The organism is Streptomyces daliensis, from assembly GCF_054782395.1.
Genome location: NZ_BAAGSO010000094.1, coordinates 658000 through 684993 on the forward strand (window position 1 = coordinate 658000; position 26994 = coordinate 684993).

At 73.2% G+C, this 26994-nt stretch carries 27 protein-coding genes and 1 pseudogene; 19 read left to right on the forward strand and 9 right to left on the reverse strand.

The genetic code is table 11. The features are described from left to right. The first annotated feature begins 14 nt into the window (after positions 1-14). The 3 genes from bioD (at position 15) to ACYVOO_RS25405 (ending at position 2160) form a co-directional block, all read left to right on the forward strand. Positions 15-758: a dethiobiotin synthase gene (bioD, locus tag ACYVOO_RS25395; protein ID WP_461017998.1), complete on the forward strand. Its 744-nt coding sequence runs from the start codon at positions 15-17 to the stop codon at positions 756-758. 293 nt (positions 759-1051) lie between these two features. Then, positions 1052-1726, forward strand: coding sequence for a class I SAM-dependent methyltransferase (locus ACYVOO_RS25400; RefSeq protein WP_461017999.1), 675 nt, complete (start codon positions 1052-1054; stop codon positions 1724-1726). A 65-nt stretch (positions 1727-1791) separates the two neighbouring features. Further along, a complete protein-coding gene (locus ACYVOO_RS25405) occupies positions 1792-2160 on the forward strand; it encodes a VOC family protein (RefSeq protein ID WP_461018000.1) in 369 nt (122 codons plus the stop codon). A 55-nt stretch (positions 2161-2215) separates the two neighbouring features. Here the strand turns inward: ACYVOO_RS25405 and ACYVOO_RS25410 are convergent, their stop codons facing one another. Beyond that, on the reverse strand, positions 2216-2587 hold the full coding sequence (locus ACYVOO_RS25410) for a fic family toxin-antitoxin system, toxin component (protein ID WP_453345941.1): 372 nt from the start codon (positions 2585-2587) through the stop codon (positions 2216-2218). Then, the gene (locus tag ACYVOO_RS25415) at positions 2584-2826 is read right to left on the reverse strand and encodes an antitoxin (protein ID WP_453345942.1); all 243 of its coding nucleotides are present in this window, start codon (positions 2824-2826) and stop codon (positions 2584-2586) included. The genes ACYVOO_RS25410 and ACYVOO_RS25415 overlap by 4 nt, the downstream gene beginning before the upstream one ends. Positions 2827-3064: 238 nt before the next feature. On the opposite strand from ACYVOO_RS25415, the gene ACYVOO_RS25420 reads away from it, so the two are divergent. From ACYVOO_RS25420 to ACYVOO_RS25475, 12 genes and pseudogenes are all read left to right on the forward strand, one after another. Next, positions 3065-3862, forward strand: a complete 798-nt coding sequence (locus ACYVOO_RS25420) for an ABC transporter ATP-binding protein (RefSeq protein ID WP_461018001.1) — start codon at positions 3065-3067, stop codon at positions 3860-3862. Next, positions 3859-4746: an LLM class F420-dependent oxidoreductase gene (locus ACYVOO_RS25425; protein ID WP_461018002.1), complete on the forward strand. Its 888-nt coding sequence runs from the start codon at positions 3859-3861 to the stop codon at positions 4744-4746. Before ACYVOO_RS25420 ends, ACYVOO_RS25425 begins: the two co-directional genes overlap by 4 nt. 112 nt (positions 4747-4858) lie before the next feature. Further along, positions 4859-5023, forward strand: a complete 165-nt coding sequence (locus ACYVOO_RS25430) for a DUF6879 family protein (RefSeq protein WP_461018003.1) — start codon at positions 4859-4861, stop codon at positions 5021-5023. Positions 5024-5047: 24 nt separating this feature from the next. Next, positions 5048-5899: a helix-turn-helix domain-containing protein gene (locus ACYVOO_RS25435; RefSeq protein WP_461018004.1), complete on the forward strand. Its 852-nt coding sequence runs from the start codon at positions 5048-5050 to the stop codon at positions 5897-5899. 390 nt (positions 5900-6289) lie between these two features. Continuing rightward, positions 6290-6967, forward strand: a complete 678-nt coding sequence (locus ACYVOO_RS25440) for a class I SAM-dependent DNA methyltransferase (protein ID WP_461018005.1) — start codon at positions 6290-6292, stop codon at positions 6965-6967. Positions 6968-7053: 86 nt separating this feature from the next. After that, positions 7054-7476, forward strand: a complete 423-nt coding sequence (locus ACYVOO_RS25445) for a GNAT family N-acetyltransferase (protein WP_461018006.1) — start codon at positions 7054-7056, stop codon at positions 7474-7476. 264 nt (positions 7477-7740) lie between these two features. Continuing rightward, positions 7741-9150 carry a hemolysin family protein gene (locus ACYVOO_RS25450; protein WP_461018007.1) on the forward strand — a complete coding sequence of 470 codons (1410 nt, stop codon included), beginning with the start codon at positions 7741-7743 and terminating at the stop codon, positions 9148-9150. Then, on the forward strand, positions 9147-10166 hold the full coding sequence (locus ACYVOO_RS25455) for a hemolysin family protein (RefSeq protein ID WP_461018008.1): 1020 nt from the start codon (positions 9147-9149) through the stop codon (positions 10164-10166). Before ACYVOO_RS25450 ends, ACYVOO_RS25455 begins: the two co-directional genes overlap by 4 nt. Before the next feature lie 222 nt (positions 10167-10388). Continuing rightward, entirely contained in the window at positions 10389-11177 is a 789-nt protein-coding gene (locus tag ACYVOO_RS25460) for an SGNH/GDSL hydrolase family protein (RefSeq protein WP_461018009.1), read from the forward strand. A gap of 11 nt (positions 11178-11188) precedes the next feature. Next, complete coding sequence (gene purB, locus ACYVOO_RS25465; protein WP_461018010.1) at positions 11189-12619, forward strand: adenylosuccinate lyase; 1431 nt, start codon at positions 11189-11191, stop codon at positions 12617-12619. Next, positions 12616-13179, forward strand: coding sequence for a G/U mismatch-specific DNA glycosylase (mug, locus tag ACYVOO_RS25470; protein WP_461018121.1), 564 nt, complete (start codon positions 12616-12618; stop codon positions 13177-13179). Before purB ends, mug begins: the two co-directional genes overlap by 4 nt. A 195-nt stretch (positions 13180-13374) precedes the next feature. Further along, a pseudogene (locus ACYVOO_RS25475) lies at positions 13375-14547 on the forward strand (ROK family protein); the annotation flags it as partial. A 59-nt stretch (positions 14548-14606) separates the two neighbouring features. Here ACYVOO_RS25475 and ACYVOO_RS25480 read toward each other — a convergent pair. Then, a complete protein-coding gene (locus tag ACYVOO_RS25480) occupies positions 14607-15080 on the reverse strand; it encodes a DUF6194 family protein (RefSeq protein ID WP_461018011.1) in 474 nt (157 codons plus the stop codon). Positions 15081-15166: 86 nt separating this feature from the next. Between ACYVOO_RS25480 and ACYVOO_RS25485 the strand changes: the two genes are divergently transcribed. Continuing rightward, a complete protein-coding gene (locus tag ACYVOO_RS25485; RefSeq protein WP_461018012.1) occupies positions 15167-15868 on the forward strand; it encodes a MerR family transcriptional regulator in 702 nt (233 codons plus the stop codon). Between the two features lie 49 nt (positions 15869-15917). Here ACYVOO_RS25485 and ACYVOO_RS25490 read toward each other — a convergent pair whose 3' ends face one another. Continuing rightward, positions 15918-16301 (reverse strand): hypothetical protein, encoded by a 384-nt coding sequence (locus ACYVOO_RS25490; protein ID WP_461018013.1) that lies wholly within the window; start codon positions 16299-16301, stop codon positions 15918-15920. A 173-nt stretch (positions 16302-16474) separates the two neighbouring features. Beyond that, a complete protein-coding gene (locus ACYVOO_RS25495; RefSeq protein WP_461018014.1) occupies positions 16475-17245 on the reverse strand; it encodes a GntR family transcriptional regulator in 771 nt (256 codons plus the stop codon). A 202-nt stretch (positions 17246-17447) separates the two neighbouring features. Between ACYVOO_RS25495 and ACYVOO_RS25500 the strand changes: the two genes are divergently transcribed. After that, positions 17448-18203 carry an SDR family oxidoreductase gene (locus tag ACYVOO_RS25500; RefSeq protein WP_453345955.1) on the forward strand — a complete coding sequence of 252 codons (756 nt, stop codon included), beginning with the start codon at positions 17448-17450 and terminating at the stop codon, positions 18201-18203. Between the two features lie 80 nt (positions 18204-18283). On the opposite strand, the gene sigJ is transcribed toward ACYVOO_RS25500, so the two are convergent. Continuing rightward, on the reverse strand, positions 18284-19186 hold the full coding sequence (gene sigJ, locus ACYVOO_RS25505) for an RNA polymerase sigma factor SigJ (protein WP_461018015.1): 903 nt from the start codon (positions 19184-19186) through the stop codon (positions 18284-18286). A 186-nt stretch (positions 19187-19372) separates the two neighbouring features. On the opposite strand from sigJ, the gene ACYVOO_RS25510 reads away from it, so the two are divergent. Then, a complete protein-coding gene (locus ACYVOO_RS25510; RefSeq protein ID WP_461018016.1) occupies positions 19373-20245 on the forward strand; it encodes an alpha/beta fold hydrolase in 873 nt (290 codons plus the stop codon). Positions 20246-20430: 185 nt separating this feature from the next. Beyond that, a complete protein-coding gene (locus ACYVOO_RS25515; RefSeq protein ID WP_461018017.1) occupies positions 20431-21264 on the forward strand; it encodes a class I SAM-dependent methyltransferase in 834 nt (277 codons plus the stop codon). A 22-nt stretch (positions 21265-21286) separates the two neighbouring features. Here ACYVOO_RS25515 and ACYVOO_RS25520 read toward each other — a convergent pair whose 3' ends face one another. The 3 genes from ACYVOO_RS25520 to ACYVOO_RS25530 form a co-directional block, all read right to left on the reverse strand. Beyond that, the gene (locus ACYVOO_RS25520) at positions 21287-21715 is read right to left on the reverse strand and encodes a VOC family protein (RefSeq protein WP_461018018.1); all 429 of its coding nucleotides are present in this window, start codon (positions 21713-21715) and stop codon (positions 21287-21289) included. Positions 21716-21954: 239 nt separating this feature from the next. Beyond that, positions 21955-25089, reverse strand: a complete 3135-nt coding sequence (locus ACYVOO_RS25525) for a tetratricopeptide repeat protein (RefSeq protein WP_461018019.1) — start codon at positions 25087-25089, stop codon at positions 21955-21957. Continuing rightward, positions 25086-26993, reverse strand: a complete 1908-nt coding sequence (locus tag ACYVOO_RS25530) for an HSP90 family protein (RefSeq protein WP_461018020.1) — start codon at positions 26991-26993, stop codon at positions 25086-25088. The genes ACYVOO_RS25525 and ACYVOO_RS25530 overlap by 4 nt, the downstream gene beginning before the upstream one ends. Between the last annotated feature and the right edge of the window lies 1 nt (position 26994).

The following is a 26994-nucleotide window of genomic DNA, read 5'->3' on the forward strand; positions in this document are numbered from 1 at the left end:
GAAGCGTGGGGACCATGGACAGGAGCGTGAGGGCCGTGGACGGGATCGTGCTGGTGACGGGCACGTGCACCGGGATCGGCAAGACGGTGACCACAGCGGCGCTCGCCGCGACCGCGCTGGCACACGGCCGTACGGTGGCCGTGCTCAAGCCCGCGCAGACCGGGGTCGCCGAGGGCGAGCCGGGCGACGTGGCCGAGGTGCGCGCGCTCGCGGGCGGCGAGGTGACCGGCGCCGAACTGGCCCGGTACCCCGAGCCGCTGGCACCCGCGACAGCGGCGCTGCGGGCCGGGCTGCCCTGTGTGCGCGCCGAGGACGTCGCCGAGCGCGCAGGGAAGCTCGCCGCCGGGCACGATCTGGTGCTCGTCGAGGGCGCGGGCGGGCTGCTGGTGCGGTTCGACGCCGAGGGCGGGACCCTCGCCGACGTGGCGAAGCTGCTGGACGCGCCGGTGCTGGTGGTCGCGGCGGCGGGTCTTGGCACGCTCAACGCCACCGCGCTGACGGCCGAGGCCCTGCGCACGCGTGGGCTGCGGTGCGCGGGCGTGGTGGTGGGGAGCTGGCCCACGGCACCCGACCTGGCGTCGCGCTGCAACCTCACCGACCTCCCGCGGGCGGCCGGGGCGCCGCTGCTGGGCGTGCTTCCGGAGGGGGCCGGGGCGATGGAGCCCGCCGCGTTCCGCGCCGCGGCGCGGAGGTGGCTGGCGCCCGAGCTGGGCGGGGTCAGGGGCGCGGCAGAGGCGGAACCCGAGCCCGTGGTCTGAGCGCTGAGGGGGTACGGGCACGAGCGGCGCTCGTCGGGCGGGCCGGGCGCGCTACGGCCCCGCAACCGCGACCGCCACGCGTCGAAGGTGGGCTACGGGGCGCAGCGGGGGCCGAACCCGAGCCCGTGGTCTGAGCGCTGAAGGAGTACGGGCACGAGCGGCGCTCGTCGGGCGGGGCGGACGGGGCGGGCGTGTGCGGCTCCGCAACGGCGACCGCCGCGCGTCGGAGGTGGGCTACGGGGCGCGGCGGGGAAGAATCGGGGCGACCGCCCGTGCTCCGGGGAGGGGTTCCCATGTCCGCACCGCGCGGCAGACCGCAGCGGGACGCCGTACGGCACCCGCTCTTCGCACGCTTCTACGCGCGCCTCAGCGTGGCGGGCGACGCCCGCGCGGGAGTGGCGGCCCACCGCGAGGAACTGGTCGCGGGGCTGTCGGGCCGCGTCATCGAGATCGGCGCGGGCAACGGCCTGAACTTCGCGCACTATCCGGGCGCCGTCTCCGAGGTCGTGGCCATCGAGCCCGAGCCGCACATGCGGCGGCTGGCCGCGCGGAGCGCGCTGCGCGCCGAGGTGCCGGTGGACGTCGTGCCGGGCATGGCCGACGCGCTTCCGGTCAAGAGCGAGTCCTTCGACGCGGCCGTCTTCTCCCTGGTGCTGTGCTCGCTGGCGCGACCGCTCGACGTGCGGCGCGCGCTGGCCGAGGCCCGCAGGGTGCTGCGCCCCGGCGGGGAACTGCGCTTCTACGAACACGGGCGCGCCGAGGGCCGCGCGATGGCGACGGTGCAGCGGGCGCTGGACGGCACCGTGTGGCCGCTGATGTTCGGCGGCTGCCACACGGCGCGCCGTCCGGTGGCGGCCGTCGAGGCGGCGGGCTTCACGGACGTCGCCTTCCGCCGGGTGCGCGTCCCGGAGGGCGGGCCCGCGCTCCCGGCGTCGTTCCACGTGCTGGGGAGCGCGCGCCGCCCGTAGCGCCGTACGCTGCACGCCGTACACGGTGAGGGCGCCGTCGGCCCCGTCGAGTGGGAGGAAGAGCGATGCTGAGCATCGGATCCGTCGTGCTGGGGGTGTCGGACGTGCCGCGTGCGGCGCGGTTCTGGTGCGCGGCCCTGGGATACGTCCCCCGCGAGGAGATGGAGGACGACTGGGTGGTGCTGGTGCCCGCCGACGGGGCCGCCGGGGCGCAGCTCTCTCTCGGCCTCAGCGAGACACCGGTGCAGGAGCGTCCGCGGGTGCATCTGGACCTGTACGCCGGGAACGCGGCCGACCAGGCGGCCGAGGTCGAGCGGCTGGTGTCCCTCGGCGCCCGGCACGTCGACTGGGACTATCCGCGTGACGCGGACTTCCGCGTACTCGCCGATCCCGAAGGCAACAGGTTCTGCGTCATCGACACCGGCCGGAACTGACCCCAACCCCAGGGGACGGCCACGTCGGCCCGTCGAGGCCCCTGCGACACTCCGCTCAGAGCGTCCAGGTGCGCAGCTCGTCCGCGATGGCGCGAACGCTCGTCGTGCCGTCCTTGACGAGGCGGGCGAGATCGCGGATCTGCTCGGGTGACGTGGCCACCTTGAGCCCGCTCGCGACGAGATAGGCGTAGGCGACGGCGGAGGCGAAGAGCGCGTTGGAGCGCTCCAGCGCGGGCACGTGCAGCAGCAGTTGGAGGAGCGCGGCGGCGCGGTCGTGGGGTTCGGCGTATACGGGCCGGTCGAAGATGGCCGCCTCGTGGCGGCTGACGGCGGCGACGAGCGCGCCGTAATCCGTGACCCGGGGATCTCCAGGGGTGTTCTCGTCGGCGACGATGAGCAGCCAGGCGAGGTCGATGCGGAGTGTCACGTACGCGGACGGCCCTCGCTCTCCAGGGTCCCGGTGCCGAACTCCTCGGCGAACACCGATTCGTAACTCTTCATGAAGTCCGCAGCGGCTTCGACGAAGGTGTGACCGACCTCGCCCGCGTCGCGCTGGACGAGTTCCTCGATATACCGGTTCACACTCATGCCCCTCTGGAGAGCCCGCTCCCTGGCGGTCTCCGCTGTCGTCTCGTCCACGCGGACGTTCAACTGGGTCTTCGGCACACTTTCACGCTAGCACTCACCCGCTAGCATGGCCAGCGTGCCACTGTACGGGTACGGGCACGCGGGCCGGGCAGAGCCCCCGCCGCTCCCCGGCTCCTCTGCTGCCCGGCTCCCCTCCTCCCCCGCGTCATCCCCAGGTACGAGACCCGCCGCCGGGATGGCTCCACGGGCGGATGCCACGACGCGTCCCCGCCCCTACCCTCGGCCACCTCACGGCACCAGAGCCCGGGGAGGCACCGTGTCCATACCGGCGACGGAGACGACGAACGGCATGGCGGAGGGCGGCGCTCCGGCCGCCCGCGCCCGTGCGCTGACCAAGGCATACGGCGCGGGCGAGACCGCCGTGCTCGCGCTCGACAGAGTGGACGTGGAGATCCCGCGCGGCCGGTTCACGGCCGTGATGGGGCCCTCGGGCTCCGGGAAGTCCACGCTGATGCACTGCCTGGCCGGGCTCGACTCGGTCACCTCCGGCGAGGTGTGGCTGGGCGGCACCGAGATCACCAAGCTGAACGAACGACAGCTCACGCGGCTGCGCCGCGACCAGGTCGGCTTCGTCTTCCAGTCCTTCAACCTGCTGCCCACCCTGACGGCAGCCGAGAACATCACGCTGCCCATGGACATCGCGGGCCGACGCCCGGACCGGGCCTGGGTGGACCGGGTCGTCGCGACCCTCCGCCTGGAGGACAGGCTGGGGCACCGGCCGGCGCAGCTCTCCGGCGGCCAGCAGCAGCGCGTGGCGTGCGCCCGCGCGCTCGCCTCCCGGCCCGAGCTGATCTTCGCCGACGAGCCGACGGGCAACCTGGACTCCCGCTCCGGCGCCGAGCTGCTCGGCTTCCTGCGCGAGGCCGTCGACAGGCTGGACCAGACGGTCGTCATGGTCACCCACGACCCGGGCGCCGCGGCCCACTCGGACAACGTGCTCTTCCTCGGCGACGGACGCATCGTGGACGAGATGGCGCGACCGACGGCCGACGGCGTACTGGAGCGCATGAAGCAGTTCGACCTCTTACGGCACACGGAGGAGACCAGCCGATGACCCGTCCCTTCCGCTTCGGCGTCAACATGGTCACGTTCAGCACGGGCGAGGAGTGGCGGCAGCGCTGCCGCCGCGCCGAGGAGCTGGGCTACGACACCCTGCACGTCGCCGACCATCTGGGCATGCCCGCGCCCTTCACGGCCCTGGCCTCGGCAGCGGAGACGACCTCGCGGGTACGGCTGGGCACGTTCGTGCTCAACGTGGGCTTCTGGAACCCCGCGCTGCTGGCCCGCGAGGTCGCGACCTGCGACCAGATCTCGGGCGGACGGCTGGAGCTGGGGCTCGGCACGGGCTATGTGAAGGCGGAACACGACCGCGCCGGGCTGCCGTGGGACGCGCCCCGGGAGCGGGTGGACCGCCTCCGGCACACGGTGGAGGAGCTGAACCGGCTGCTGGCCGACGAGGAACACGTACCGCGGCCCGCGCAGCGCCCCGTGCCGCTGCTGATCGGCGGCAACGGCAACCGCGTGCTGCGGCTGGCGGCCGAGCACGCGCAGGTCGCCGCCTTCACCGGGGGCGGGCAGGTGCCGGGCAAGCCGGAGGGGACGCTCGCGCTGCTCTCGCCCGACGGGCTGGAGGAGCGGGTGACGGCCTACCGGGGGTTCGCCACGGCACGCCCCGAGCCCGCCGAGCTGAACATCCTCGTCCAGCAGGTCGTCGTCACGGACGACCGCCGCGCCACAGCCCGCGACTGGGGCGCCTACGGAACCGCCATGACCGAGGACGACCTGCTGCACCACCCGGCCCTGCTGGCGGGCACGGTGAAGGAGATCGCCGAACAGCTCCGCGCCCACCGCGAGCGGTACGGCTTCTCCTACGTCACGGTCCTCGACCTCGCCATGGAGACCTTCGCGCCGGTCATCGAGGAGCTTCGCGGGACGTAGGGGGTGCGCCGGGGGCGCGGGGCCGGGCAGAAACGCGGTCTTGACGGTTCCGCTCCCCGGTGGGTGGATGGTCGTGGAACCGGATAGAACCCGCTAGCGAGGGGGCATTGCTGTGGCTCTGCTGTTCTTCGGCAAGGACCCGAACACCAACGGCGACGACTGCCCAACGGTCTGGGTGGATGAGGAGACCGACGATCCAGCCGTGGTGAAGCTGTGCTCGACGGCTTTCGAGTCCGTATGGGACCTCGCGACTCCGCACGAGGAGTTCTCCTTCTAAGTCAGCGCGAGACCGAACCAGCCCATGCCCCAGTACCGCTCGTCCAGCGTCGAGAACGCGCGCAAGGCCGTGGCCACACGACTGCGTGAGCTGCGCCTTGATTCGGGCCTGCTGGGGTACGAGCTGGCCGACCTGTGCGGGTGGAACAAGTCCAAGGTGTCCCGCCTTGAGAACGCGGTGACGCCGCCAGCCGACGCGGACATCCGCGCCTGGTGCGACGCCTGCGGTGCCGAGGAGCAAGCGCCCGACATCATCGCCGCGTCCCGCGACGCGGACTCGATGTACCTGGAGTGGAAACGGCTCCAGCGCGCCGGGCTGACTCGACTCCAAGAATCCCGAGTGCCGCTGTACGAGCGGACCAAGCTCCATCGCAGCTACGCCTCACACATCATTCCCGGCCTGTTCCAGACCCCGGCCTACGCGACAGCGCTGCTCCGCTCCATCAGTCGCTTCCATGGCTCCCCTGACGACACCGAGAGCGCTGTCGATGCCCGCATGGCTCGGGCTCGGGTGCTGCGCGAAGGCGACCACCGCTTCGCATTCCTCGTTGAAGAGTCGGTCCTGCGCCATCAAATCGGTGACTCTGCCGCCATGGCCGGGCAGCTCGGGCATCTGCTGTCCGTGATGTCTTTGCCAGCGGTGTCACTCGGGGTGATCCCGTTCTCGGCCCAGGAGCGGAACATGTGGACGCTGGAGTCCTTCAACATCTTCGATGACACACGCGTCCATGTGGAGCTGCTGACGGCCCAGGTGACGTTGACGGCACCCGGCGAGGTGTCGATGTACGTGAGGGCGTTCATGGAGATGCGGGAGCTGGCTGTCTACGGCGCTGAGGCCCGTCAGCTCATCGCTCGGGCCCTCGACGGACTGTTCTGAAACTCGCGTGCAACTGCGTAGAACTCGTTAACGGACAGCCGTTCTCGCTCCCTAGCTTGGTCTCATGACCACAGCCCGGAAGGGAACCATGAATCGTCCTGAGACGGCACACCACACGTACATCTCCGGGCCACCAGTTTCCTGGCTGTCGAGCTACGACCCCCAGTGAGTGAAGCAGCCCGCCCCCGTCGACGACGGCACGCAATACCCGCCGTCTGCCGACCTGTCCACGTACTGGCGCTGACCCTGGTTCGGTCACGTGCCCGGGAGCTCCAGGCTGACCATGCCGTGCAACGACAAGGTCCCCGACAGCCACTGAGCACCACCGGCCCCCGCCAGACCTCGGCGGGGGCTTCCGTCACCGGCCAGGCCACCGAAGGATCAGAACACTTGCCCGTTCAGCACAGCATCGACGACGAACGCGAACTCTGGGACACCTACGCGCGAAGCGAGAAGGTCAGGGAACAGGCCGTGTCCGGTCCGCCCGCTTTCCGCTGGACGCAGTACGAGGGGCACGGGCCCGGCGTGGAACTCCTCGGTGACCCCGGCACCGCGCTGGAGATCGGATGCGGCACGGCCCGCATGGCGGGCTACCTGTCGGAGCGGGGCGTGAAGGTGAGCGGCGTGGACCTGTCCCCCGTGATGGTCGAGCAGGTCAGCCGACGCTGGCCCGGTGTCCGGTTCTTCGCCGCCGAGGTACTGGAACACCTGTCACAGAACGAGGACACCTACGACGCCGTCTACTCCATGTTCGGTGCCGTGTGGTTCACCGACCCCGAGAAGCTGTTCCCGCTGGTCCTCCAACGGCTCAGTCCCGGTGGCGTGCTGGCCTTCTCGCAGCCCCCGGCCATCCCCGGGGCCTACGGGCCCCAGGGCATGTACAAAGGCGGGTTCGCCGGGCGGGCCATGTACACCTACCGGTACAGCTTCGAGCCTGAGACGTGGGGAGACCTGCTGCTGGGTGCCGGCTTCGGCACTGTGCGTACGGAAGTCGTCGACGCCCCGGTCGAAGGCCATATCGGCACGCTGATCGTGACCGCGCGCAAGCCCAGCCGTCAGACCGCCTGAGCCGGTCGGTCCACCGGAGCCCCAGGCCCGGGGATTCCGCGGAAAACTTCCTGGCGCCGCCCCGTCCGACCTGCTGGGATACCGCCATGAACGATCTTCGCATCCGTACCGCCTCCCCCGCCGACGCCGAGCACGTGCTCGCCTTCTGGAAGGAGGCGGCCGAGGGCACGAGCATCAGCGACGACTCCGAGGGCGTCGCCCGGCTGATCGCGCGGGACCCCGAGGCGCTGCTGCTCGCGGAGCGGGACGGGGAGCTGGCCGGGACGGTGATCGCGGGCTTCGACGGCTGGCGCTGCCATCTGTACCGGCTCGCGGTGCACCCGGAGCACCGTCGCCGGGGCGTGGCCACGGCGCTGCTGCGCGCGGCCGAGGACCGGTTCGCCTCGCTGGGCGGGCGCCGCGCCGACGCCATGGTGCTGGACGACAACGCGCTGGGCAGGCACGCGTGGGAAGCGGCCGACTACGCTCCCGAGCCGCAGTGGAGCCGCTGGGTCAAGCACCTCGTGTGAAGCACCTCGTGTGAAGCGCCTCGTGTGAGGGACCCGTGCGAGGGACCCGGTGCGAGGCGGGGCGCACGGCGTATGAGGGGCCCTCGCCTGGGAACACGGAGCGGACCGTGTCCGTTTACGATGAACATTCCGCTTCCCGCCACCGGCCCCCACGCCGGGGCGCTCCGACGAAAGGTGTGAGCGTCCGCCCATGGGCGACCCTCCCAGTAGCAGACATCGAGCGAACCTCCCCTCTCTCCCCGACCATGGGACGGAGGTGAACCGATGACCGAAGTGCTTCTGCTGCTCGTGGCCCTCCTGCTCGCTCTGGCGTGCGGCGCCTTCGTCGCGGCCGAATTCTCGCTGACGACGGTGGAGCGCGCCGATCTGGAGCGTGCCGTCCAGCGCGGCGAGCGCGGCGCTGACAGCGCCATGAAGGCCGTCCGCTCCCTCACCTTCCAGCTCTCGGGTGCCCAGCTCGGCATCACCGTGACCAATCTGGTGGTCGGCATGCTCGCCGAGCCGTCCGTCTCCAAGCTGATCGCGGGGCCCCTGGAGGACGTGGGCATCCCCGCGTCCGCCTCGTCCTCGGTCGCCCTCGTGCTCGGTACGGCCATCTCCACCGTCGTGCTGATGGTCGTCGGCGAGCTGGTCCCCAAGAACTGGGCGATCTCCAAGCCGCTGCCCATCGCGCGACACGTGGCCACCCCGCAGCGTGCCTTCTCGGCGCTCTTCCGCCCGCTGATCCGGCACCTCAACAACACCGCGAACCGCATACTGCGCAGGATGGGCCTGGAGCCCACCGAGGAGCTGGCCTCGGCCCGCTCGCCGCAGGAGCTGGTCGCGCTGGCCAGGCACTCGGCGAAGGAGGGGTCGCTGGAGGCGGACACCGCCGATCTCTTCGTGCGCACCCTGCACCTGGCCGAGCTGACGGCCGAGAACGTGATGACGCCGCGCGTGCAGGTCACGGCGCTGGAGGTGCAGACCACGGCGGAGGACGTCGCGAACGCGACCCGCGCCACGGGCCTGTCCCGCTTCCCCGTCTACCGCGGCAGCCTGGACACCGTCGTCGGCATCGTGCGGATCAAGGACGTGCTGGCGGTCCCCGCCGAGCAGCGCCCCCGCTATCCGGTGACCGAGCTGATGCGCGAGGCGCTCCTCGTACCGGAGTCGCTGACGGTCGACAGGCTGCTGGACCGGATGCCGGGCGGCGACCGCAGCATCGCGGTCGTCATCGACGAGTACGGAGGCACGGCCGGGGTGGTCACCCTGGAGGACATCATCGAGGAGGTCGTGGGCGAGGTCCGCGACGAGCACGATCCGCTGGAGACGCCCGATCTGGCCCCGGCCGGTGAGGACCCGGACGGCCGGAAGATCTACGACGCGGACGGCGCGGCCCGCACCGACCAGCTGGAGTCCATCGGCCTGCGCGCCCCCGAGGGCCCGTACGAGACGCTGGCCGGGCTCATCGCCACCGAGCTGGGCCGCATCCCGGCCGAGGGCGACACCGTCGAGGTCGCGGAGTGGCGCCTGGACGTCGTGGACGCGACGGGCCGCCGGGCAGCCCAGGTCCGGCTGACGGCGCCCCTTGAGGAGCCGCCGGACGAGGAGGGGCCCACGGGCTCCACCAAGGCGCACGCCGACAAGGCGCACGCTGACAAGGCGCACGCCGACGCCGGGGAGGCGCACCGATGACCGCCGTGCAGTTGTTCATCGGCCTGCTGACGCTGGTCGTCAACGCGTTCTTCGTCGGCGCCGAGTTCGCCCTGATCTCGGTCCGGCGCAGCCAGATCGAACCGCGCGTCGAGGCGGGCGACCGCAGGGCGCGCAGCGTCCTGTGGGGCCTGGAGCACGTGTCGGCGCTGCTGGCCGCGGCGCAGCTCGGCATCACCCTGTGCACCCTGGTGCTGGGTGTGGTCGCGGAGCCCGCGATCGCGCATCTCCTGGAGCCGGTCTTCCACGCGGTCGGCGTGCCCGACGGGCTGACGCACCCGATCTCCTTCGTGATCGCGCTGACGCTGGCCACGTATCTGCACATGCTGCTGGGCGAGATGGTCCCGAAGAACATCGCGCTGGCCGAGCCCGAGCGCACCGCGCTGTGGCTGGGCCCCCCGCTGGTCGCGCTCTCGCGTGCCCTGCGCCCGGTGATCTTCACGATCAACGCCTTCGCCAACAGCCTGCTGAAGCTGCTCAAGGTGGAGCCGAAGGACGAGGTCGAGTCGGCGTTCTCGGACGACGAGCTGGCCCAGATGGTCGCCGACTCCAGTGAGGCGGGGCTGCTGGACGACCGCTCGACGGAGCGGCTGCGCGACGCGCTGGAGCTGGGCCGCCGCCCGGTCGGCGACGTGGCACGGCCCACGGACCGGGTCGTCGCGGCCCGGCTCGGGGTGACCCCCGAGGAGCTGGAGCGGCTGTCGGCCAGCTCGGGCTTCTCCCGCTTCCCCGTGGTCGACGGCGACGGGCGCGCGATGGGCTATCTGCATGTGAAGGACGCGCTGGACGCGTCCCCGCGCGAGGCGCCCTTCCCCGCCACGGCGATGCGGCCGATCGCGCTGGTGCGGGCCACGATGCCGCTGGACGACGTGCTGGGCGCGATGCGCTCCAGCGGCACCCACCTCGCCGCGGTGATCGGCGAGGACGGGCGCGCCGCGGGCGTCGTCACGATGGAGGACGTCCTGCGCGAGCTGGTGGGCCGCCAGCCCGCCGCGTAGCCGCCCGGTGAGCGGGCTCCGTAGCAGCTCGTCACCGCTCGCCCGGCCGCTTTTCCGGCGCCCCCTCCCCCGGTCTCCCCGGCGGGCGGGGGCGCCGTCGTCCTCCCCGCTGACGCCGGTGGCCGGGCGGGGCCCGGCCGCTCCCCGCCCGGGCCAGGGAACACTCCTGGTCAGGCCGGGGCAACGACCGGTTGCCCCGGGCAACGGTTAGAATCGCTGGACGTGACCACCACGACCAGCATCCGCAGTTTCGTCGCCCTGGGCGACTCCTTCACCGAGGGCATGTCGGACCTCCTCCCGGACGGCACGTACCGCGGCTGGGCCGATCTGCTGGCGGGCCGCCTCGCCGCCCGCACCGAGGACTTCCGCTACGCGAACCTCGCCGTGCGCGGCAAGCTCATCGGCCAGATCGCCGCCGACCAGGTGGACACCGCGGCGTCCATGGGCGCCGACCTGGTGACCCTGGTGGGCGGCCTGAACGACACCCTGCGCCCCAAGTGCGACATGGGCCGAGTGTGCGGGCTGCTGGAGGAGTCGGTGACGAAGCTGGCCCCGAACTGCGGGCAGCTCGTCCTGATGCGCAGCCCCGGCAGGAACGGGCCCGTCATGGAGCGCTACCGGCCGCGCATCGAGCAGCTCTTCGACTTCGTCGACGAGCTGGCCGAGCGGCACGGCGCCCTCGTGGTGGACCTCTACGGCGGCGGCACCGCCTCGCTGGGCGACCCGCGCCTGTGGGCCGACGACCGCCTGCACCTGACGTACGAGGGACACCAGCGGGTGGCCGAGGCCGTGTGGCAGAAGCTGGGCCTGCCGCCCGAGTCGGACTGGCAGGCGGCGCTCCCCGCGGCCGTACCCCCGTCGTGGCCCGCGCGGCGCCTCGCCGACGCCCGCTTCGCGCGCGTCCACCTGCTGCCCTGGATAGGCAGGCGGCTGACGGGCCGCTCCACCGGCGACGGACGGCTCCCCAAGCGCCCCGACCTGGCGCCCCTGGCCTGCGAGGACACCCCGTAGAATCTCCAGGCGTGACTGACAAGCCGCGCATCCCGAACGTCCTCGCAGGCCGCTACGCCTCCCTCGACCTGGCCCGTCTGTGGTCCCCGGAGCACAAGGTGGTGCTGGAGCGGAGGCTGTGGCTCGCCGTGCTGAAGGCGCAGCGGGACCTGGGCATCGAGGTGCCGGACGAGGCCGTCGCCGACTACGAGCGGGTGCTGGAGCAGGTCGATCTGGCCTCCATCGCGGAGCGCGAGAAGGTCACGCGGCACGACGTGAAGGCCCGCATCGAGGAGTTCAACGCGCTCGCGGGGCACGAGCACGTCCACAAGGGCATGACCTCCCGTGACCTGACAGAGAACGTCGAGCAGCTCCAGATCCGGCTCTCCCTGGAGCTGGTGCGCGACCGCACGGTGGCCCTCCTCGCCCGGCTCGGGAAGCTGGCGGGCGAGCACGCCGAGCTGGTGATGGCGGGCCGCTCGCACAACGTCGCGGCGCAGGCCACCACCCTCGGCAAGCGCTTCGCGACCGGCGCCGACGAGTTGCTCGTCGCCTACGGCCGCCTTGAGGACCTGCTCTCGCGCTACCCGCTGCGCGGCGTGAAGGGCCCGGTCGGCACGGCCCAGGACATGCTGGACCTGCTCGGCGGCGACGAGGAGAAGCTGGCGGCGCTGGAGGAGCGCATCGCGCACCACCTCGGGTTCGCGCACGTCTTCACCTCCGTCGGCCAGGTCTACCCGCGCTCCCTGGACTACGACGTGGTCAGCGGCCTCGTGCAGCTCGCCGGAGCGCCCTCGTCGCTGGCGAAGACGATCCGGCTGATGGCGGGCCAGGAGCTGGTGACCGAGGGCTTCAAGGAGGGCCAGGTCGGCTCGTCCGCGATGCCGCACAAGATGAACACCCGCTCCTGCGAGCGCGTCAACGGCCTGATGGTCATCCTGCGCGGCTACGCCTCGATGACGGGCGAGCTGGCGGGCGACCAGTGGAACGAGGGCGACGTGTCCTGCTCGGTCGTGCGCCGCGTCGCGCTCCCGGACGCGTTCTTCGCGTTCGACGGCCTGGTGGAGACCTTCCTGACGGTGCTGGACGAGTTCGGCGCCTTCCCCGCCGTGGTGGCGCGCGAGCTGGACCGCTACCTCCCGTTCCTGGCCACGACGAAGGTGCTGATGGCCGCGGTGCGCGCCGGGGTCGGCAGGGAGACGGCGCACGAGGTCATCAAGGAGCACGCGGTCGCCTCGGCGCTCGCGATGCGCGGGGGCGCCGAGCGCAACGAGCTGCTGGAGCGGCTCGCGGCCGACGACCGGATGCCGCTGGGCCAGGCCGAACTTGAGGCGCTGATGGCCGACCGGCTCTCCTTCACCGGAGCCGCGTCCGCGCAGGTCGGCGCTGTGCTCGCCCGTATCGAGGAGATCGCGAAGCGGCACCCGGAGGCCGCCGCCTACGTACCGGGGTCGATCCTCTGACCCCGCCGGGCGCCCGTCCCAGCCGGGATGAGCTGGAAGCGGCCCGCGACCGCCTCGTACCCGACGTGGCCGCGGAGGGTCTGCGCGTCCTGTTCTGCGGCATCAACCCCGGGCTGATGTCGGCCGCCACAGGGCACCACTTCGCCCGCCCGGGCAACCGCTTCTGGCCGGTGCTGCACGCCTCGGGCTTCACCCCGAGGCGGCTGCGCCCCGACGAGGAGCGGGAGCTGCTGTCGTACGGGCTGGGCATCACCAACGTCGTGGCGCGGGCAAGCACCAGGGCGGACGAGCTGAGCGACGAGGAGTACCGCGAGGGCGGGCGCATCCTCACCGCGAAGGTGGAGAGGCTGCGGCCACGCTGGCTCGCGGTCGTCGGCGTCACCGCCTACCGCACCGCCTTCGGCGACCGGCACGCACGGATCGGCCCGCAGGAGCGCGTGATCGGCGACACCCGCGTGTGGGCCCTGCCCAACCCCAGCGGGCTGAACGCCCACTGGACGCTGGAGACGATGGCCGAGGAGTACGGGCGGCTGCGGGAGGCGGCCGACGCGGAGGGGTAGCCCTGCCCGGACGGGACTGGATGGGGCGGGTCCGCGCCTCGTGCGGGGTGAGGCATCGCGTAGCAGGTATGTCGGGCCCGTCGACGCGCCGCGCACGGCCCGGACCTCCCCGCGCCGGACCAGGCGCCGGGCACTCGCCGTGACCGAACACACCAGCTACGATCCGCCACACACGCACCAGCAGGGAGGCGGACGTTGGAGAGGCTCACCGGCAGGGATCCGTCCCTGCTGCGACGGATCAACTCCACCGTCGTCCTGCGCGCGCTGCGAGCGGAGGCCAGGGGCGCGGCACCGACACTGACGGACCTCGTCCGCGCCACCGAACTGTCCAGGCCGACCGTCGAGGGCGTGGTCGAGCAGCTCATCGGCGCTGGGCTCGTCGAGGAGGCCGGGGAGGAGCCGGGCGGCGAGGGCGGCGGGGCGCGCAGGGGGCGTCCGGCGCGCCGGTTCCGCTTCCGCGCCGAGGCCGGTCATCTGCTCGGCATCGAGATCGGACCGCACCGCATCGCCGCCGTCCTCGCGGACCTGACGGGCCGGTTCACCGGCACGGTCTCGCACGAGGTCGACGAGAAGGCCACCGCCGACGAGCGCCTGGAGCGGGCCAGGGGCACCGTCGCCGAGCTGCTGCGCAGGACCGAGGTGCAGCGGAGCAATCTGCGGGCCGTGGGCGTCGGCACGCCGGGCATCGTGGAGGCGGACGGGACCGTACGGCTCGGCACCGCGCTCCCGGGGTGGACGGGGCTGCCGCTCGGCGAGCGGCTGCGGCGCTCGTTCCGCTGCCCGGTGCTGGTGGAGAACGACGCCAACGCGGGGGTGCTCGCCGAACGCTGGAAGGGCGCGGCGACCGGCTCCCAGGACGTGGTGATGGTGCTGGTCGGGCTGAGTCCGGGCGCCGGTTCACTGATCGGCGGGCGGCTGCACCGGGGGTTCGGGGGCGCGGCCGGTGAGATCGGCGCCCTGCACCTGCTGGGGCGCGAGGCCACTCCCGAGCATCTGCTGTCGACCACGGACGAGCCGCTGCACCCGCTGGACGAGGCGGCGGTCGCCCGGGTCTTCAGCCTCGCGCGGCAGGGGGACGCACGGGCGCGGGCGGCCATGGACCGCTTCATGCAGCGGCTGGTCCACGACGTGGCCGCGCTGGTGCTGGCCCTGGACCCCGAACTCGTCGTGGTCGGCGGCTGGGCGTCGGGCCTGGACGACGTGCTGGAACCACTGCGCCAGGAGCTGGAGCGCTACTGCCTGCGCCCGCCGCGCGTGGCGCTCTCCGTCCTGGGCGAGGCGGCGGTGGCGACGGGTGCGCTGCGGCTCGCGCTGGACCACGTCGAGAACGAGCTGGGCCTCGGGGAGCAGCAGGTCAGCCAGAGCCGCAGCGCACCCGTCGCCACCGCCGCCTCGCCCGCCTTCGCCACGAGTGTGCGGATCCTTCGTCACCTTGTTGAGTCGGCGCGTCGCTCATGGCGTGAGCGCGCCAAGCGGTGGGCCGCGCGCAGCAGTTCACGTGTCGGCGCTTCGGTGCGCTCCCCCGGGTTCACCACGGCCAGCCAGCCGACGGTGCCGTAGACGGGGTGCGCGATCACGGTGTCGGTGGCGCCGGGGTCGGTCTCGGCGGAGGCCGGTTCGCGTGGTGCGTGACCGGTCCACCGGATGAACGCTTCCTTTCCGGCGGCGATGTTCACGCGGAAGGTGTCGGGGCGGTCCAGGCGCGATGCCTCGTCGCCGGGGTAGTTCTTGGTCACGACAGTGGCGAACGGCTGGGCCGTCGCCGGAGCGGTGCCGTCGGGCGCGTAGTAGAAGAACGTGTCGCCCCAGCTCAGCTCCGGCGTGCCGTCGCCGGGTGCGGGCCTGATGGTCAGGACGCCGTCGAGGCCGCCCACGAAGCCGATGATCTCGTCGATGGTCATGTGCTCTAGCGTTGCATTGAAGTGCTTGTGGAGACTTCGAGGCCGAGATGGGAGGTGACGGGATGCCAGGTCTCAATTCAGGGGGTATGCGCACCGCTGATGTCGCACGCCGCGCCGGGTACTCCGTACAGCAGGTTCGCAATCTTGAGCGCGACGGAGTGCTTCCGCCCGCGACGCGCACGGCCACGGGCTACCGCAGCTACGGGGAGGTGCATCTCCAGTCCGCGCTGGCCTACAGGGCGCTCGCCGCGGGCGTGGGGCCGGTCGAGGCCAAGAAGATCGTTCGGGCCTTCCACCAGTCCCCCGCCTCGCGGGCGCTCGCCCTGCTCGACGCGGCACACGCCCGGCTCGCCACAGAGCGCACGGAGTTGAGACAGGCCAGGGAGGCCGCCCACGCGATCTCCGGCGAGCCGGTCGACGATGTGCGCACGTCGGACTCGATGAGCATCTCCGAACTCGCCGCCGCCCTCGGGGTGCGCCCTTCGACGTTGCGGCACTGGCATGCGGAGGCTCTCGTCGTCCCGGACCGCGACCCCGTGCGCGGAACGCGACGGTACACACCGGCTCAGGTGCGGGACGCGCGGATCGTCCACCAACTGCGCAGGGCCGGATACCGCATCACGCCCCTGCGGGCCCTCATGCCGGAGTTGCGGCGCAGCCGCCGACCGGAGAATGTCCTTGCGGCGCTGGCCGCCAGGGACGCCGGCATCACCGCCCGGTCCGAGGCCCTTCTCGACGGGGCCGCCGCGCTCAGTGCCGTGCTCGCCTTCCACCGGCGGACAGCCTGAACGGAACGTCCGCCGCGCGGCGGACAGTTGGCCCTCGCCCCGTGGGAGTTCAGCGACCGGGCCTGCCCAGGCGGGCCGCCCAGCGGCTCAGGGCCCGCCGCGACCGGCGAGTGCGGTACCGGCCCAGCCGACGGCCGTCCGCTTCCGCTTCCGCCCGAACGGCTCCTGCTCCGGTTTCCCCGGGGCTTCGCCCCCAGTGCCCGTCGGGCGACAGCAGCGGCGCCTTGCGTTCCGCCTGGGCGCGGATCTCCACGTGGGATGCGTGAGCGGTGGTGCGGAACGCCTCCTCGTAGGAGGCCAGGGCCGCGCTCATGGCCCCGCCCGCGAGACCACGGCGGCGTACCCGCGCGGCCAGCCAGGTGAAGAAACCCAGGACCGCGGCAAGGCCACCGGCCAGGAACAGGAAGGGCAGGAACGGCAGGAACGCATCCATGGGCATGAGCCTATGCGAGGCCCGGTGACCCGCCGAGGCCCGCGGGTGCGACGGCCGTTGGCGGCGCTGGACGGCCACAGCGGGGGGGGGAGGCGGGAGGTGGCCGCTGAATCGCGTCAACAGCGCTACGGGCCGCCGCTCCCACCCCGGTGCCGCTCCCCGGTACGGCTCGTCTAGCTCGCCAGCACGGGCTCCGCTCCGCTGTCCGCGAAGGTGAGGCGGCAGGTGTCGGCGCGGTAGGTGGAGACCGCGACCGCCGCGGTGCGTCCCCGCGCGACATAGCGGGTGGTGACGACCAGCACGGGTGCGCCCGGGAGCCGGTCGAGCTGGCGCGCGTCGTCCGCGCGCGCGGAGCCCAGCTCCACCGTCCGCTCCTGGCCCTCCAGTTCGAGCCGGTGCAGCTCACGCAGGACCGCACCCGCGTCGGAGGCTCCCGCGGCCGCCTCCCCGTCGGAGGAACCGGAAGCACCGGCAGCGCTGGAGGCGCCCGGAACGGACGCGTCCGGCACATACAGCAATTCCGCCGCGACCGGCTGCCCATTGGTCATACGGGTGCGCCGCAGCACGTGGACCGGGGAGCCCTCGGGGAGGTCGAGCAGCCGCGCGACGGGCACGGGCGGCGCGGTGTGCTCCGCGTCGTCCGTCCGCCAGGCGTCACCCGGCGCGCCCGGCCAGGCGTGCTCGGCGCGGCCGACGTCCACCCCGACGCGGGGCGGTGCCACCGTGGTGCCCACACCACGGCGGCGCTGGAGGCGGCCCTCCAGCTCAAGCTGTTCGAGCGCCTGCCGGAGCGTGGCACGGGCGACGCCGAAACGAGCCGCCAGATCGCGCTCGTTCGGCAGGATCTCGCCGACCGCGAACTCCGAGTCGAGCGCGTCGGACAGCACGGTCTTCAAGTGCCAGTACTTCGGCTCCGGCACCGTTTCCAGCTGCGTGGTCCCCACCCTTGCCTCCGCAATCGCCGCGTACCCACCGGGTTTATGCGTGCTTGTTTTTTAAAGGTTGTTGCGTATGCCCGACCATAGGGCGGGCCTCACCCTTGGTCAAGACCAATCAGGGATCCGTCGGAGCCGCAGAAGGCTGTCCCACGGGGCTCCACCGTGTCATGATCGATCATCGATCACCTAACGGCGGAAGGAAGCAGCGATGGCGACACCACGACAGGTCACCGTCGTCACCGGCGGGGGCCGCGGCATCGGCGCTGCCGTAGCGGTGCGGCTGGCACGCGCCGGGCACCGCGTCGGCATCGGCTACGAGCGCGCGCGGGAGAGCGCCGAGCGCACAGCCGACGCCGTGCGCGCCGAGGGGGGCGAGGCGCTGACCGTACGGCTGGACACCAGCGTCGAGGAGCAGGTCGACGCCCTCTTCGACCAGGTCACCGAGGCGTTCGGCCCGCTCACCGGGCTCGTCAACAACGCCGGGATCTCCGGTCCGCTCGGCCGCTTCACCGAGACCTCGCCCGAGGTGATGCGCCGCGTCGTCGACGTCAATGTGACCGGCACGCTGCTGTGCGCGCGGCGGGCGCTGCGCGAGATGTCCACCGCGCGCGGCGGCGCGGGCGGCAGCATCGTCAACATCTCCTCGTCGGCCGCCACTCTGGGCTCCCCCGGCGAGTATGTGCACTACGCCGCCACGAAGGCCGCCGTCGACGCGATGACGGTGGGCCTGGCCAAGGAGTTCGGGCCCGAGGGCGTACGGGTCAACTCCGTGCAGCCCGGCTCCGTCCTCACGGACATGCACGCCGCCATGGGGGACCCTGACCGGCCCTGGAAGAAGGCCGGGATCACCCCGGCCAGGCGGCCCGGCACCCCCGAGGAGATCGCGAACGCGGTCGCCTGGCTGATCTCCGACGAGGCGTCGTTCACCTCGGGCGCGGTGCTGCGGGTCGCGGGCGGGCTCTGACGGGGCCCGGGGGGCGGGGGCGCCGGGCAGACGGGCCCCGGCAGGATCAATCTCGCCGGGGTCTCCCGTACCTCATCCACTCACCCGGTCACCGGCAAGTGCGCGATCTTGTCGGGGTTCGCGAGCAGGTAGACGCTGTGGACCACCCCGTCCACCACGTCGAGCACGAAGACCGCGTAGGGCCGTCCGTCCTGGTGGAGGAGCAGCGCCGGGCCGCCGTTGACCTCGATGAAGACGGAGACGTACTCCTCGCCCTGCGGGCCGATCGCGGCCAGGAAGCGGCCGACCTTGTCCGCCGAGGTGATGATCCGCACCGGGGCCTTCGCCTTGCCGCCCGCGTCGCTCACGAGGCGCACGTCGGGGGCGAGGAGGGCCAGCAGCCCGTCGAGGTCTCCCCCGGTGGCCGCCGCGAGGAAGCGCTCGGTGACGTCGCGCTGCTGCGCGGGGTCCACCTCGAAGCGCGGCCTGCGCTCCTCCACGTGCTGACGGGCCCGCGTCGCGAGCTGGCGCACGGCGGGCTCGCCCCGGTCCAGCGCGGCGGCGATCTCGGCGAACGGGAAGCCGAACGCCTCGCGCAGCACGAACACCGCGCGCTCCAGCGGCGTCAGCGACTCCAGCACCACCAGCATGGCGAGCGAGACGGACTCGGTGAGCACCGCGCGCGAGGCGCCCTCGGGTGCGGTGCGCGTGGCGAAGGAACTGGTGTCGGTGGGCAGCGGCTCGGGCAGCCAGGACCCCACATACGTCTCGCGGCGCGCCTGGACCTGGCGCAGCCTGTCGATGGCGAGCCGCGTCGTGACGCGGACGAGGTAGGCGCGCGGTTCCCGCACGGCCGAGCGGTCTGCGGCCGACCAGCGCAGCCACGCCTCCTGGACCACGTCCTCGGCGTCGGCCACGCGCCCCAGCATGCGGTAGGCCACGCCTTCGAGCACGGCCCTGTGCTCCTCGAAGAGATCGACCGCGGCGGCGTCGTCTGCTGTCACCAGGTCATCATGACACCCCCGCGGAAAGGGCACAGACGACCCCCGGACGTGTGCGCGAACAGGGTTCCGCGCCGGACGACTTGCTGACATCGTGTCTACGAACATCTGCCAGCCAGCCGACCGATCAGCCCGTCCGGCCGTCCGTCCGGCCGCGCCACGGCGCCCGACCTCCACGAGGAGTGGACCATGCCCGCCATCGCCTCTCCGCACCCTCCCGTCCGCGTCTCCGAGTCCGTCGTGCGCGTGTCGCCCGTGGGGCGTCCGGCCTTCGACGTCGCGTACGAGCGCCGGGGCAGCGGCGAGCCCGTCGTCCTGCTCCACGGCATCGGCCACCACTGGCAGGCGTGGGAGCCGGTGCTGAGTGTCCTGGCGGCCTCGCACGAGGTCGTGGCGCTCGACCTGCCGGGGTTCGGCACCTCGCCCGCGCTGGCCGAGGGGCAGCCGTACGACACGGCGGGCGTCGTTCCGCTGCTCGCCGAGACCTTCCGGGCGCTCGGCCTGGAACGCCCGCACGTGGTGGGGAACTCGCTGGGCGGGCTGCTCGCACTGGAACTCGCGCTGCACGGCCAGGCGCGCTCGGTGACGGCGCTCTCCCCCGCCGGGTTCTGGGCGGAGTGGGAACGCCGTTGGGCGTTCGGGGTGCTGCTCGGGATGCGCGCGGGCGCCCGCGCCATGCCGGACGCGCTGGTGCGGCAGCTCGCGCGCACGGCCGCAGGGCGCTTCGCGCTCACCAGCTCGATATACGCCCGGCCCGGGCGGCGTTCACCCGAGGCCGTCGTCGCGGAGACGCGGGCGCTGCGGGAGGCCACGGCCTTCACGGCGACGCTGGAGGCCGGGAAGCTGCCGGAGGCGAGGTTCACGCACGACATACCGGACGTGCCGGTGACCATCGCCTGGGGCGACAAGGACCGGCTGCTGCTGCGCCGTCAGGGCGTACGGGCCAAGAAGGTGATACCCGGCGCGCGCCTGGTGCGGCTGCGGGGCTGCGGCCATGTGCCGATGAACGACGACCCCGCCGTCGTGGCCCGGGTCATCGCGGACACGGTGAAGTCCGGCTGACGGCTGACGGCTGACGGCTGACAAGTATCAGATAACAGATAACGACTAACAGCCCACCGCAGGCCGTCGGCGCGCGGCGGTTGACGTCCACGGGCCGCCTGACGGAGCCTCAGCACGCGGGCCCGCGAGCCGGGCCCGTAACCGGGACCTGGCACGGGCGAGCGCACGGGGAGAGCGGCACGGGGATGGCGGAAACGGAAGCGGAAGCGGACGGTGAACGGCGGGAGCACCCCGTACCCGAGGAGCGCACGCGGCAGCACGCGCTGACCCTGCGGGAGTTCGCGCGGCAGTCGGAGACCTTCGAGAACAGTGCACTCAACGGGGCCTTCACCCGGCATCTGGAACGGCTGGCGGACTTCACCGGCGCCGGTCCGGAGGACGTCTGCCTGGACTCGGCGTGCGGCACGGGCATCGTCGCCAGGGCGCTGGCGGCCCGTACCCGGCATGTCACGGCGCTCGACCTCACGCCCGAGATGCTGGCCTCCGGCAAGGCGGAGGCGGACGGCCTCGGGCTGCGCAACCTCGTCTTCCAGCGCGGGGAAGCGGAACGGCTGCCCTTCCTGGACGGCTCGTTCACCCTCGTCGTCTCCCGCTACGCGCTGCACCACGTCCCCGAGCCGGGCCGGGTTGCGGCCGAGCTGGTGCGGGTGTGCCGACGGGGCAGCCGGGTCGTGGTCGCTGACATGGTGCTCGATCCGACGGCGCCGGGCGAGCCCGACCTGTGGGAGCGGCTGCGCGACCCCTCGCACGGCACGCTGCTGACGGCCGACAGGATCGAGGAACTGCTCGCCGCCGCCGGCGGCACGCCCGAGCGGCGCGAGGTCTTCGACATGCCACGGCCACTGCTCCCCTGGCTGGAGCAGGCCCGTACGCCGTCCGCCGCAGCGGAGCGGATCACGCGCGCGCTGGAGGCGGAGCTGGCGGGCGACGGCGAGGCCACGGGGCTGCGGCCCCTGCGTGTCGAGGGCGCCCTGTGGTTCACCCAGACGCTGGCCCATGTGGCGGTGACGGTGGCGTGAGGCCACCGGCCCGCCGGACCTCTCACTCCCCGGCGTTGGACCACTGGCGGGTGCAGAGCACCAGCCGGTAGCCGTCGGGGTCCTCGACGGTGACGCCCCAGGTGTCCCAGTAGGCGTTGCGCGCCGCCACGCGCTTGCCGCCGTTCTCCTCCAGTGCGCGGAGGAGTTCCGGTGACACGGGCCCGTCGAGGTAGACGACGAGCAGGTCCTCGTCCGTGGGGCTGGGCCGCACGGGGTCGTCCGGGCAGTCGGCCAGTTCCAGATGCCAGCCCGCGTCGCGCCAGCCCAGCATCAGCAGCCCGTACTCGGCGCCCGGCCCGTCCTCGGCGGCCGCCGCCTCCTTGCGGAACAGCACCTCCAGTCCGAGCCCCCGGGTCCAGAACCGCTCGGCCGCCGCGAGGTCGCGGGAGGGGCGGGCGATACGGACCGGGGCGCTGCCGTTCAGGGGCATGGGGTCTCCTCGTCTGCGGGAGTCGGGAGTACGGAGGGGGTGCGCGTGCGCGTGGTCCGGGGCGCCGCATCAGGCGGGCGGCCCGCGCGGCGGGGCGGTGCCCCGTACCAGGACCGTACGCCGGGCCTCCGCACCGCGGCATCGGCCCGCTGCCCGAGCCTCGCTCCGTCCCGGTGCCTAGGCCCCTCGTCGCACCGGGGGCGTGCGCGCGTACCCGGACCCGCCCCGCCAGGCCCCCGCTACGCCCCCTCGCCCTCCACCCGCGCATGGCTGAGGACCGCCCGCGCCTCGCGGCGGCGCGCTGCGGGCGTGGGGTCCCCGTCCCCGTCCCCGTCGGCGGCGGACTGCTCCGGGTACGCGTCCAGCACGTCGCGGGCGCGGGAGGCCGCCGCCTCGACGCGGCCGAGGTCGGTCTCCAGCCAGGCGGCCATGAGTTCGGCCCCCGTACGGTCCGCGAGCCCCGTCTCGCCGCAGGAGCGGAAGACGGCGATGGCGTGGTCCGTGTAGACCACGGCCTCGCGGTAGGCGGCGAGGTTCATCGCGTACTGCTCGGGCGTGTCCCCGTCCTCGTCGGGCGGCCCTTCGGTGGTCTGGAGCAGCAGCTCGGCCGTCTGCCGGTAGGTCTGGCCCAGTTCCAGTTGGAGGCGCGTCCTGGCCCGCTGGTCCTGCTCGCTCTGCAACCCCCGCTCGACCTCGCCCAGCGCTTGGGCCATCAGCTCGATGGCCTTGGTGACCGCGGTGGTCTCCACGTCCCCGTCGTCGCCGAGGGCGATCCAGGCGCGGGAGCGCAGCGACCGTACGACGGCGTAGGTCTCGCCGAGCGGGCGCCACAGTTCCTCGGCGCGCTCGTAGGCGCGGGTGGCCTCCGCGCGCAGGTCGGCGTTCTTGAGCGCGTCGGCGGCGAGGTGCGCGAGCATCGCGTGGTCGCGCTGGTCCTCCCACTCCTTGGCGGTGTCGGCCGCGAGCAGGAACTGCTCGGCCGCCTCGCGGGACTCGCCCATCCGGGAGTGCGCCTGGCCCAGCCACCAGCGGGCCTGCACCACGTCGCCCTCGGTGTGCTCGGCGAGCAGGTCGGGCAGTACGGCCTCCAGTACCGTCGCCGCCTCCTCCCAGCGGTCGAGCGCGAGGTAGGTGCCGCCCAGGCGCAGCCGTGCGTGGCCGCCGAGTCCGGCGCTGTCGCCCGCCGCGTCGGCCCAGTGGGCGGCTTCGAGCAGGTGCAGCGACTCCTCACCCGCGCGGTCCTGGAAGGCCAGGACGTCGGCGAGCGCGAGGTGGACGCGTGCCGTCTCCTCGGGGGCCAGCAGGGCCGCGCGCTCCACGTCGTCGAGGGCGCCGCGCAGCACGCCCTCCGCCTCGTCGGCCTCCGCCAGACTCAGGAGTGCCTGCGCGAGGGCCAGTTCGGAGCCCGTCGCCTGCCAGGGGCGCCCGGCGGAGTGGTAGAGCGCTGCGGCCTCGGCGAAGAGTCCGGCGGCGCCTCGCGCGTCGCCTGTCTGGCCCGCGAGCCGGCCTCGCGACTCGGTGGCGTCCGCGATACGGGCCAGGACGGCGGGCTCGGCGCGGTCGGGCTCCGCCAGGGCGATCAGGTCGGCCAGTTCGGTGTCCAGCTCTGCCGCGGCCCGGTGCGGATCCTCGGCCTCGCCGAGCAGCCCGCCCCTTATCCGCGCGCGGGAGAGGAGCACGGCCGTGGCGTGCTGGGTGCTGGCCCGGCCGTCGGAGTGGGCGGCGAGCGCCTGGTCGCACAGCGGCTCCAGGAGGTCCAGCGCCTCGTCCGGGCGGCCCGCGAAGGCGGTGGCCAGCGCGGCGCGGGCCCGGCACGCCAGCGCGTGCCCCTCCTCGCCCTCGGCCGCGAAGGCGTCGGCTGCCTCCTGGAAGCGCGCGGCGCCCTCGGACGGGTCGGTACGGGCCAGCTCCATGGCGCGGTGGTCGAGCAGTTCGGCGCGCTCGACGGGGCTGAGCGGGCTGAGCGGGGCGCCGTCGTCCGCAGCGCCGTCGTCCGCGACGCGTCGCTCCAGCCGCCGCCAGGCGTCGAGGGCCGAGGGGTGGCCCGCGCCGCTGAGGCGGCGTGCCTCGGCGAGCAGGGCGCGGGGGTCGTCGGTCGCGGGGTCGGTCGCGGCTGCGGGCCCGGTCGCGGAGTCGGCCGGTGTGCGGGGGCCGGACGCCTCCGTACCGTTGCCCCTGCCATCGCTCGAAGCCCCCACGTCGGCCCCCGTCGACGGGACGTGCCCGGACACCGCGGACCCCGCGCCCAGCACCGCGCCGCGCACCCCCAGCGGCAGCCGCTCCACCAGCGGCAGGCCCGCCATGCGGGCGCGTGCCTCGTCGCTGACCACCGTCGTGCCGTTGCGCTTGTCGAAGCGGGCCGCAACCGACAGGGCCTCGTCCGACGCGTGCGCGTGCAGGGACTCGGCGGTCCACTCGCGCCCCGGAGGCCCCGGGACGGGCTGCCGCGCGTGGCCGAGGTCCACCAGGCGCCGCGTCAGCAGCGCTGCCGAGACGGTCCAGTCGAGGTAGGTGTCGGGGTCGCCCGAGGGGTCCCAGTGGCCGGGCTGCTCGGCCAGGATCTCCAGTCCGCGCGGCTCGTTTCCCGTACGGGCGCAGAACGCGAGGTGTTCGGCCACCGCGTCCCGCATGCTCTCCAGGTTCCGCACCATGCGGTAGCCGCGCACGTGGTGGGAGCGTGCCTCCTCCAGGCGGCCGAGGCGCACGAGGGGCAGCAGGGAGGAGGCGAGGACGCCGTGCGGCTCGTGCAGACAGGTGTGGGTGCGGTCCAGTACGGGCCGCCACAGCCGCAGGGCCTCCTCGTCGTCCCCGCGCTCCTGGCGCCAGCTTCCCTGCTGGTGCAGCTCGCAGGCATGGCAGTCGCTCATCTCATCGCGCTCTGCGGCCAGCCACGCGGCGTACGCGCGCTCGGCGCGGTCCGTGTCGCCGATGTGCCGCGCGATGGTGAAGTCGCCCTGCCGCACGGCGCGTTCGGAGTGGCCCGCGACGCGGTAGCGGTGCTCCATCTCGGACTGCCAGCGCTCGATGGACTCCAGCGGGATGTGCGGCTGGTCGACCATGCCGCTGGAGACCCACTTGAAGATCCAGTGCAGATGGTGGGTGGCCCACTCGCCGAAGTCGCCCGGACGCTCGTCCCACATGCGCAGCAGGCGTGCGAACGGCACGAACGACTTGTCCGACTCGGAGCTGAAGTTGTAGGCGGAGACGAGGTTGAAGAGCGCGTCGATGAGGAGGGGGCGGTCGCCGGTGGCCTCGGCTTCGGCGAGCAGCTTCTCGGCGCGGGCGTTGCGTACGCGCCCCTCCGGCTCCGCGTCGTTCTCGCGCAGCGCGGTGCGGATCTCCTCGATCGACGGGTCGGCGGACGGTGCCGTCATCGGCCCTCCTCGCTCTCGTTGCTCTCGTTGCTCGCGGTGCCCTGGTCGCGCCGGCCGGCGCTCTCGTCGCGCGGGCCGCCCTCGTGCCCCGGCGGCTCCGCCGGGTGGACGGCCCAGTCCAGGAGGCCGAGGAAGGTGCGGTTGAGCAGCGCGGAGTCCGTGGGGCGCAGGGGGCGCTGGGACATGAGCAGCGCCTGCCCGTAGAGCGCCTCCACGGCGGTGCCCGCCAGCCGTTCGTCCGCGACGGAGGCCATCCGGCGCACCAGCGGGTTGAGGTGGTTGAGGACGAGCCGGGCGCGGGGCGCGCTGCCGCGCAGCGAGCCGAGGATGCCCGCCCACAGCCCGTCGGCCGCCTCCTCCTCTTCGGCGCGCGCCGCCTCGTGGCGGCTGCCCCTGTCCTCCAGGTGGAGAGCTGGGACGGTGACGGGGTGGAAGGCGCGCAGCACGGGGTCGCAGCCCAGCGGGTCCAGGGTGGCGCGGGCGACGGCGAGGAACGGCGCGAGGGCCAGTTCCTCGCCCGGGTCCACGGTGTCGAGGTGTGCGGTGACCGTGTCCGTGTCCAGCTCGGCGACGGCGGTGCCGGGGCGCGCCCTGGGCAGCAGCTCGACCAGCTCGCTGTCGTACGTGTAGCCGCCGTTGACGACGCCGATGCCCTGGGCCGAGGCGATGGCGGCGACCTGGCGGTACTCCTCGACGCCACGGGTGAAGTGGACGACGGGGTGCCGCTTGGCGAACTCCTCCAGGGAGAGCTGCCCGTCGGTGGTCTCGAACGGCAGCCAGGGCAGCATCAGCCTGAGCATGTCCTCGTCGTGCCTGGCCAGGGACTTGACGCCCAGGTGGTGCACGGCGAGGAAGCGGCCCAGCCGCTCCTGGTCGCCCGCCGCGAGGCCCGCGAGCCACTCGCGGATGCGCCCGCCCAGCGCCTCGCGCACGGCCTCCAGCGTCCCGTCGGCGTACAGGTTCTCGCGCGACGCTGTGGGCCGGAGGCTGTCCGTGTCGATGACGCAGCGGACGAAGAAGGCCCAGTCGGGCAGGAGTTCGTCGGCGCGCTCCGTCAGCAGCATGCCCTTGAGGTGGACGCGGTGGGCGCCGCGCCGCGCCGGGCTGACGGCCGAGGGCAGCACGTACGCCACACCGCGCACCCCGGCGAGCGGCACCTCCAGCTCGATGACGTCCAGCGGCGCGAAGCCGAACGTCTCGTGGCAGTGCGCCGCGAGCGCCGCACGCCGCGCGGAGGGCCCGGAGTGGCGGCGCTCCCAGACGGGGGGCCTGTCGGTGACGGGCTTGTCGGCGACGCTCACGTCATAGGGCAGCAGCGCCCCGAAGTGGCGGGCCAGCTCGGCGACCCGCTCCTCCGTCAGCCACTCCTCGGCGCCGGGGCGCGCGGTGAGGTGCACGGTGGTGCCGGGCTCGGCACGGGCCTCGTCGGGCAGGGTGCGCACGGTGTACGAGCCGTCGTCACGGGCCAGCCACTCGACGGGCGGGGCCTCGGGGCGGCGTGCCGAGCGGGAGACGACGCGTATCCGCTCCGCGACGACGAAGCAGGCGAGGAGGCCGATGCCGAACTGTCCCAGGAACTCGGCGCGCGCCGTCTCCAGACCGGCCTCGTCGCCCCGTTTGGAGCTGCGCCCGATGGTGGCCAGGAGACTGTGCACATCGCTCTCGGTGAGGCCGATCCCGCTGTCCTCGACGCGGAGAGCACCGTCCGCCGCGTACAGGCGGACCGTCGCGGGCGCTTCGGGCTCCTCGGCGCGGCGCGCGGTGATGGCGTCCACGCCGTTCTGGAGCAGTTCGCGCAGATACACCTTGGGGCTGGAGTAGAGGTGGTGGGAGAGGAGGTCCACGAGCCCGCGCAGGTCGACCTGGAAGGTGTGCGGTATGTGCGGTATCCGTTCGGCAGTCATT

What these genes read in the sequence shown, in the direction of transcription:
- bioD (WP_461017998.1), top strand. Translation starts at nt 15, where the DNA reads ATGGACAGGAGCGTGAGGGCCGTGGACGGGATCGTGCTGGTGACGGGC.
- ACYVOO_RS25450 (WP_461018007.1), top strand. Translation starts at nt 7,741, where the DNA reads ATGACCGAAGTGCTTCTGCTGCTCGTGGCCCTCCTGCTCGCTCTGGCG.
- ACYVOO_RS25490 (WP_461018013.1), bottom strand. Translation starts at nt 16,301, where the DNA reads ATGGATGCGTTCCTGCCGTTCCTGCCCTTCCTGTTCCTGGCCGGTGGC.
- ACYVOO_RS25455 (WP_461018008.1), top strand. Translation starts at nt 9,147, where the DNA reads ATGACCGCCGTGCAGTTGTTCATCGGCCTGCTGACGCTGGTCGTCAAC.
- ACYVOO_RS25500 (WP_453345955.1), top strand. Translation starts at nt 17,448, where the DNA reads ATGGCGACACCACGACAGGTCACCGTCGTCACCGGCGGGGGCCGCGGC.
- ACYVOO_RS25510 (WP_461018016.1), top strand. Translation starts at nt 19,373, where the DNA reads ATGCCCGCCATCGCCTCTCCGCACCCTCCCGTCCGCGTCTCCGAGTCC.
- ACYVOO_RS25445 (WP_461018006.1), top strand. Translation starts at nt 7,054, where the DNA reads ATGAACGATCTTCGCATCCGTACCGCCTCCCCCGCCGACGCCGAGCAC.
- ACYVOO_RS25520 (WP_461018018.1), bottom strand. Translation starts at nt 21,715, where the DNA reads ATGCCCCTGAACGGCAGCGCCCCGGTCCGTATCGCCCGCCCCTCCCGC.
- ACYVOO_RS25405 (WP_461018000.1), top strand. Translation starts at nt 1,792, where the DNA reads ATGCTGAGCATCGGATCCGTCGTGCTGGGGGTGTCGGACGTGCCGCGT.
- ACYVOO_RS25435 (WP_461018004.1), top strand. Translation starts at nt 5,048, where the DNA reads ATGCCCCAGTACCGCTCGTCCAGCGTCGAGAACGCGCGCAAGGCCGTG.
- ACYVOO_RS25480 (WP_461018011.1), bottom strand. Translation starts at nt 15,080, where the DNA reads ATGACCATCGACGAGATCATCGGCTTCGTGGGCGGCCTCGACGGCGTC.
- ACYVOO_RS25400 (WP_461017999.1), top strand. Translation starts at nt 1,052, where the DNA reads ATGTCCGCACCGCGCGGCAGACCGCAGCGGGACGCCGTACGGCACCCG.
- ACYVOO_RS25530 (WP_461018020.1), bottom strand. Translation starts at nt 26,993, where the DNA reads ATGACTGCCGAACGGATACCGCACATACCGCACACCTTCCAGGTCGAC.
- ACYVOO_RS25485 (WP_461018012.1), top strand. Translation starts at nt 15,167, where the DNA reads ATGCGCACCGCTGATGTCGCACGCCGCGCCGGGTACTCCGTACAGCAG.
- ACYVOO_RS25425 (WP_461018002.1), top strand. Translation starts at nt 3,859, where the DNA reads ATGACCCGTCCCTTCCGCTTCGGCGTCAACATGGTCACGTTCAGCACG.
- ACYVOO_RS25515 (WP_461018017.1), top strand. Translation starts at nt 20,431, where the DNA reads ATGGCGGAAACGGAAGCGGAAGCGGACGGTGAACGGCGGGAGCACCCC.
- ACYVOO_RS25525 (WP_461018019.1), bottom strand. Translation starts at nt 25,089, where the DNA reads ATGACGGCACCGTCCGCCGACCCGTCGATCGAGGAGATCCGCACCGCG.